This is a genomic window from Paenibacillus sp. Soil766, assembly GCF_001428105.1.
GTDB lineage: Bacteria > Bacillota > Bacilli > Paenibacillales > NBRC-103111 > Paenibacillus_E.
Map to the genome: position 1 here is coordinate 65,763 of NZ_LMSJ01000030.1, position 6,318 is coordinate 72,080.

Sequence of the window (6,318 nt, forward strand, 5' to 3'; positions counted from 1 at the left end):
ATCCTCGATCTCTACTCTTGTTCAACAACATCATCGAATGGCAGATCTAACGCTTTCCCAAGATCAAACAATTGAACCTTTGCCGTACGTTCTTTAATATTAAGCCCCAATACTTTTCCACTGCCAAAAGAAGTAATCACTAATCGGCCAACCGTCGGCAACGAATCTTTGGCACTTTCATAGTTATCATGTTCATATTTCAAGCAGCACATTAGTCTTCCGCATAACCCTGATATCTTGGTCGGATTCAAGGACAAATTCTGATCTTTCGCCATCTTAATGGAAACTGGCTCGAAATCACCTAAGAAGGAAGAACAACATAGAATTCGCCCACACGGACCTATGCCACCGAGCATCTTCGCTTCATCACGCACACCAATTTGTCGAAGTTCAATCCTTGTCCGAAAAATACTCGCCAAGTCTTTCACAAGCTCACGGAAATCAACGCGTCCTTCAGCCGTAAAATAAAATATAATTTTATTTCGGTCGAAGGTATACTCTACGTCCACTAGCTTCATCTTAAGACTGTGGTCTTTAATTTTATCATGACAGGTTTGAAAAGCGTCTTTGGCTGCTTTTTTATTCTCTTCAACCAAATCAGCATCCGTATCATCCGCAATGCGAATGACCTTTTTGAGTGGAAGAACCACATCGTTTTCTTTGACAATCTTTTTGCCCACTACGACCTTGCCGTATTCGACACCGCGTGCGGTCTCAACAATAACGGCACTTTCTTTCTCGATCGGTAAATCAATGGGATCAAAATAATATATTTTACCCGCCTTCTTGAAGCGGACGCCAACCACTGAGTACATCTTACACCCCCTGCATCTCCACGAGCATTTTCTCTATAACCAGCTGAGAATTGGCATTGGAACGCAGTCGCTTTTGTAAATCTACGGCTTGCTCCATCATACGCACCCAGACCGAAACATCTCGACTTAACGCGAGGGAGCCCATCCAGTCTAGCTGGTCATTATATACAAGCTTGTCTCTGCGCTCAAGGCGCAACTGCACCATATCTTTAAACCAGAGGATCAATAAGTCGAATAAAGCCGAAACATGATCCGCAAGTTCTGTTTTCACAATCCGCTGTTGTACGGTAATCATGGAAGTAGGGAAACGTGTGAGCGTCTCCTTCGCTAATTGTAACATTACGGTTCTCATTTCTGCAAACCAATTTGCTGCAATTAAATCTCTTGCCGCTTGCAAACCTGCTGTTACATGCGCTGCAGGTTGTACTAATGCCGCTGGAAGTCCTTCTTCCAGCAATTTGAGCACCATTTGCTCACGTGCCATTGGCGTAAATTGGATCCACTGTGCCCGCGATTGAATCGTAGGTAACAGCGCGTTTCCGTTCTCGGTGATCAGAATGGCTACCACACGAGAGTTCGGTTCCTCTAGAAATTTCAACAAACTATTCGCAGCCTGTACAGTCATCTTCTCTGCATGGTACAGGACATATATTTTCGTTCCAGATGCAGTTGCCCTGTAGGCGAACTCTTTCTGCAACTCCCGAATCTGCTCAATTTTAATTGAAGCGCCTTCAGGAGCGACCGTATGGAGATCTGGATGATTGCCATGCTCGACCTTACGGCATTCCAAGCATTCACCGCATGCATCTTCCGTCCCATTCTGACAATAGATCGCTTTGGCGAGAGCAATTGCCATCTCGGATCGCCCTGTCCCAACAGGACCACTAAAAATATACGCATGCGATAGCCTGTCTTGACGTAGTCCGTTTTGCAGCAGCTGTTTGGCTGCTGCTTGTCCCGGTATAGCTTTGAAGGACATTTATTTTCGCCCCATTACACGCTTATATTTTTTAAAATAACAAATTGATCAACATACCTCGGATTTCTCCGATTCTATGCAGTATTTCGATCCGCCCCTGCTCATTCTCCAATAATTCATCAGCTAATAAGAGGAGCTCTTGATCGATTTCTTCCAAAAGCTTATATCGCTTCGAACGACCGCGACGATCCCAGCCCTTCGTATCTCTTAAGTTAACACCTCTACGAGCTGTTTCCTCGAGAAACTGACGAATGAGCAGCTTATATTGCAATAGCTCTCTAACTGTCATGCCTCTCGACAAGCGATCGCCTTGAAGTGTAATTTGCTGTACCATTTTGGTCAGCTGTTCTTGCGTATACTTCTCATCGTTCTGCTGCATAATGTCAGAGAAATTCCTCGGAGCCATCTGTGGCGGAGGAACATTCTCACCGACTTTAATATTCTTACCGATGGGCTGCAGCCCCGGGTTAATTTTCAAGACGCATCCATCCTTGTGTACCTAATATGTTTAGAAATGCTCGAATCGTTCGACTGGCAACACGAAAACCGCCGCTCCACCTACTTGCACTTCCACTGGGAATGGAATGTACGAATCCGTCGTTCCTCCCATTGGAGAAACAGGTGTCACCAACTGCTCACGAATTTTACAATTTGCTCGAATCACCTGCATCACCTCTTGCACTCGATCATCTTCCGTACCAATCATAAAGGTAGTATTCCCCGCACGCAGAAACCCACCGGTACTTGCCAACTTCGTGGCTCTGAACCCTTCCTTAATTAAAGCGTTAGAGAGACGGTTACTGTCTTTATCCTGAACAACGGCTACGACTAGTTTCATAGGTGATGCCTCCTTATATTATAAACTAAGAATTGATTTTCCGCTTTAGACGGAAATATGTTCCTCAAGCAACTGTTTACAATCCTGCCATATATCCGCGGCTATGCATTCTACGTCTCGATTAGCATCAATAATGATGACACGCTCTGGCTGATCCGTTGCAATTTGGTGGAAGCCCGCGCGTACTCTGCTGTGATAATCGACATTTTTCTGCTCAATGCGATCCAACTGCTGTGTAAACTCAGTAGCACCTGCTCGCTGATTCAATCGCTCCAAACTCACTTCAACGGGAACGTCCATCATATAAGTTCTAGTTGCCTGTAGCCCTGAGCTTGCATATTTCGAAATACTCTTCACCATCTCGATATCAACACCAAGCCCATAAGATTGGTAGGCTACACTAGCATCAATAAATCGATCGCAAAGCACAATTCGACCAGCCTTCAGCGCTGGAAGGATAAGCTCGTGAACATGTTGCGCCCGCGATGCTGCATAAAGCAATACCTCTGCTTGATCCACCATCTCCTCATTCACAGGATCGAGAATAATGCTGCGGATTTTATCGCTAATTGCCGTACCACCCGGTTCTCTTGTAACAAGTACGTCATGTCCTAACTTTTGTAGCTCCTGCGCTATCTTTTTGAGCTGCGTTGTTTTTCCGGAGCCGTCCGGCCCTTCAAACGTAATGAATATTCCGTTCACGTGTTCCTCCTGCATACTGCCTCACGAAGTCTCTTCGTGATCTGTGCATATAGTTAATTGGTGCGTCTGTCCAAAATTGGTTCCTTGGAACCTGATGCCCTGCCTAGCCAAAAATACGAGTGCCTCAGCTACAGAAGCCGTTATTACTTCACCTGGATATAAATAAGGAATACCTGGTGGATAAGGAATGACCATCTCACCTGAACGCTTCCCAATTGCTTCCTCTATATTAACCATTTGAGTTGTCCGTTGAAACAAGACACTATGGTCAAACCTTATTGGTGAGGAGATGGGTGCGTAGGTGGGTAATTTAATTATATTCGAGATAGGCGCCTGAAGTTCCTGCTTACGGTTCGTGATGTCCAAACAAATGTTGCTTAATACTTGGACTAAACGTAGTATCTCCTCTCTTGAGTTAGCAGGGGAAAAAACCAGTAAAACCAGATAGCCATCTGTCATCTCAACAAAACAGCCTGCGGCTTCTAACCGCTCTTTGAGCTCGGCTCCAGATATGCTATACGTAGGATCATAAATAGCAATTTTAAAAGGATCTGTTGTTTCGGCGACTCCCGCACCGCTTGGTTGCTGATTTCCCTGTGGATAGACACCGAGACATTGCAACGCCTCTAACTCTTCTCTGAATTCTTTCATGAGATGGAGTCCTTGTTCCAACCACGTATTTCCTTCCGTATGCATTCGCTTACGCGCTAAATCCAATGAGGCCATAATCGGATAGGAAGGACTCGAGCTTTGCAGCATCGCCAACAATTGTTGGATGGCTATACGGTTGATCCCTGATCCCTGTACATGCAGCATCGCCCCCATTGTCATAGCGGTTAGCATCTTATGTGTAGACTGCACGACGGCGTCAGCACCTTGAGATATGGCGGATGCAGGCACCTCTTCGTGGAAGCCGAAATGCGCACCATGCGCTTCATCCACTAGCAGGAGCTTTCCTTTCTCATGCATCAGTTCTGCAAAAGGCTTCAAATCCGTACCGATACCATAATAATTCGGATTCGTTATAAATAATGCCTTCGCAGTAGGATGCTGCTCTATCGCTTGTTTAACAACTTCGATATGTAAAGCTGTTGCAACGCCTGTTTTATCGTCAACCTCTGGTGCTAAGAACACAGCCTGTGCACCTGCTAGCATGAGTCCATGAATGACAGACTTATGCACATTTCTTTGAACTAGAATGAGGTCATCCCTCTGACAAACTGCTCCGATCATCGCTAAATTACCAACCGTACTCCCTCCAATGAGAAAATACGTCTCGTCTGAGCCAAAACAGTCTGCTGCGAGTTGCTCCGCCTCCCTAATAACACCCTCTGGATGATGCAAATCGTCCAGTCCCGTTATTTCTGTATAATCGATGGACATGATCGATTGCAGAAAGCTTGCTCCTTCTTCCAACAGCCCTTGGCCTGATTTATGACCTGGCACATGTAGACTAACGGACTTCGTAGCGTGATGGGCAACCATAGCCTCAAAAAGCGGGGCTCGAGCCTTATGTAAATGTTCGCTGCACAAATGGATCAAACTCCTTGAGCTACCTTAGCATTCAAATTTTCAATTTACCCTTCTATAGTAGTGGATTACCATTAAAAAAACAAAAAAAGCTTCTGTAAAAGAAGCTTCCCCTCTTAATTCATATACTGTCTTGAATTTCCCATGTAAAATGCCTTCTTCATCTGATTCACAAAAAACGGATATTTCTGGTCAGAAACGCTCGTTTTGACGATCTCTTTACTACATTCATCACATATGAACGCCGTCACAATATGAATCCCGCCAATCCGCTGTTGCTCACAAATCATACATAGTCCAAACCGATTCTCCTCCATATGATCACCCCACGATCTTTTATGACTAGTATGTCCGATTCTCGATTCTCCTAAACTAGCTAAATGCTCATATTTTGGAAGGGATATGCCGATAATACCTACATAACATGTTACTGCAGCACGGAGGTCTCTTTTATGTCAATTAAACAAGAATCCAATTTATCCAAACAATCTACGATTTACAGTTATACGTTAATGAAGCGTTTTTATCATTCTATTTATAAAATAGTTCTCTATTACACGTCCCTTATTCTAATAGTCTTCTACAAATTTGACCCATCTCATTGGCTCCCGCTACTAGTGAGCTACCCACTTGTGCTCATCTTCCATACCCTGCTCATTCGGGCCTATTTCCACTTCACCATTGGAATGGCTATGCGCGGTTGGTCCTACCGCTTTGGCATCTTCTGGTCCGGTTTCTTACCTGAAGGCAATGCCTCCGTTCGTCTCGTTACCAAAGTACAGCTTCACCTGTTCTGCATTGGACTTGCCTTGATCCTCATCATGTATCCCTGGATCCCTGGTACTTGGTTGGTCCACCTGACGATCTTTCACTGCTGGATGCTTCTCCCACGGTTATGGATGCTGTTCCGTTTCCAGCCTTACAGTAAAGCTGGTTTAGTGAAAATATCGAGTAAGGACACGTCCTGTTATATACAGTAAATTGCCCACCAACTCCGCCTATTCTAACGATTAACTGGAAAAACTCCATCTAATATTGCGATATTTATCGTTTATATCGAATTAGATGGATTTTGTACAGTTAAATTCGACCTCTGAGGGAGAAATAGCGAGTTTCGCTGATATTAGATGTAGGTTTTCCAGCTAAATCAATTTATTAGCATAAATCGCTCAAATTAGATGTAGTAAATACAGTTAATGTTTAAATGTGCTGGATTAGCGACGGTGTTGGTTTAGAGTTCACGCATGAATGCAAAAAAGAGCCTTACCTGGATTTCTCCAAGTAAGGCTCTTTCAGTGCTGAGAGACTTTTGGCTCCACCAAAAGATCCCTATGTCGTTTGGCAATGTTCTACTCTCCCAGAACCCTGCGGTTCAAGTACCATCGACGCTGGAAGGCTTAACGGTCGTGTTCGAGATGGGAACGCGTGGATCCCTTCCGCCATCATCACCAAAC

8 protein-coding genes and 1 rRNA gene are annotated in these 6,318 nt (G+C 44.6%); 1 reads left to right on the forward strand and 8 read right to left on the reverse strand.

All coding sequences use genetic code 11. The annotated features are described in order from the left end of the window. Positions 1 to 11 precede the first annotated feature (11 nt). The 7 genes from ASG89_RS22620 to ASG89_RS22650 form a co-directional block, all read right to left on the reverse strand. Positions 12 to 815 carry a stage 0 sporulation family protein gene (locus ASG89_RS22620; protein WP_056618027.1) on the reverse strand — a complete coding sequence of 268 codons (804 nt, stop codon included), beginning with the start codon at positions 813 to 815 and terminating at the stop codon, positions 12 to 14. 1 nt (position 816) lies between these two features. After that, a complete protein-coding gene (gene holB / locus ASG89_RS22625) occupies positions 817 to 1,794 on the reverse strand; it encodes a DNA polymerase III subunit delta' (protein WP_057313327.1) in 978 nt (325 codons plus the stop codon). 31 nt (positions 1,795 to 1,825) lie between these two features. Continuing rightward, the gene (locus tag ASG89_RS22630; RefSeq protein WP_057313328.1) at positions 1,826 to 2,272 is read right to left on the reverse strand and encodes a YaaR family protein; all 447 of its coding nucleotides are present in this window, start codon (positions 2,270 to 2,272) and stop codon (positions 1,826 to 1,828) included. A gap of 30 nt (positions 2,273 to 2,302) precedes the next feature. Then, positions 2,303 to 2,632, reverse strand: coding sequence for a cyclic-di-AMP receptor (locus ASG89_RS22635; RefSeq protein WP_056618038.1), 330 nt, complete (start codon positions 2,630 to 2,632; stop codon positions 2,303 to 2,305). 45 nt (positions 2,633 to 2,677) lie between these two features. Further along, positions 2,678 to 3,334 (reverse strand): dTMP kinase, encoded by a 657-nt coding sequence (gene tmk / locus ASG89_RS22640; RefSeq protein WP_157276766.1) that lies wholly within the window; start codon positions 3,332 to 3,334, stop codon positions 2,678 to 2,680. A 21-nt stretch (positions 3,335 to 3,355) separates the two neighbouring features. After that, positions 3,356 to 4,876 (reverse strand): aminotransferase class I/II-fold pyridoxal phosphate-dependent enzyme, encoded by a 1,521-nt coding sequence (locus ASG89_RS22645; protein ID WP_321166529.1) that lies wholly within the window; start codon positions 4,874 to 4,876, stop codon positions 3,356 to 3,358. A gap of 104 nt (positions 4,877 to 4,980) precedes the next feature. Beyond that, positions 4,981 to 5,154 carry a sigma factor G inhibitor Gin gene (locus ASG89_RS22650; protein ID WP_235549884.1) on the reverse strand — a complete coding sequence of 58 codons (174 nt, stop codon included), beginning with the start codon at positions 5,152 to 5,154 and terminating at the stop codon, positions 4,981 to 4,983. 162 nt (positions 5,155 to 5,316) lie between these two features. Between ASG89_RS22650 and ASG89_RS22655 the strand changes: the two genes are divergently transcribed. Beyond that, the gene (locus tag ASG89_RS22655; RefSeq protein ID WP_057313331.1) at positions 5,317 to 5,844 is read left to right on the forward strand and encodes a hypothetical protein; all 528 of its coding nucleotides are present in this window, start codon (positions 5,317 to 5,319) and stop codon (positions 5,842 to 5,844) included. 356 nt (positions 5,845 to 6,200) lie between these two features. On the opposite strand, the gene rrf is transcribed toward ASG89_RS22655, so the two are convergent. Beyond that, positions 6,201 to 6,317 (reverse strand): 5S ribosomal RNA (rrf, locus tag ASG89_RS22660). Between the last annotated feature and the right edge of the window lies 1 nt (position 6,318).

Bases quoted from the DNA above. Each gene is read 5' to 3' on its own strand.
- ASG89_RS22650 (WP_235549884.1), bottom strand. From the start codon at position 5,154: ATGATTTGTGAGCAACAGCGGATTGGCGGGATTCATATTGTGACGGCG.
- ASG89_RS22635 (WP_056618038.1), bottom strand. From the start codon at position 2,632: ATGAAACTAGTCGTAGCCGTTGTTCAGGATAAAGACAGTAACCGTCTC.
- ASG89_RS22655 (WP_057313331.1), top strand. From the start codon at position 5,317: ATGTCAATTAAACAAGAATCCAATTTATCCAAACAATCTACGATTTAC.
- holB (WP_057313327.1), bottom strand. From the start codon at position 1,794: ATGTCCTTCAAAGCTATACCGGGACAAGCAGCAGCCAAACAGCTGCTG.
- ASG89_RS22620 (WP_056618027.1), bottom strand. From the start codon at position 815: ATGTACTCAGTGGTTGGCGTCCGCTTCAAGAAGGCGGGTAAAATATAT.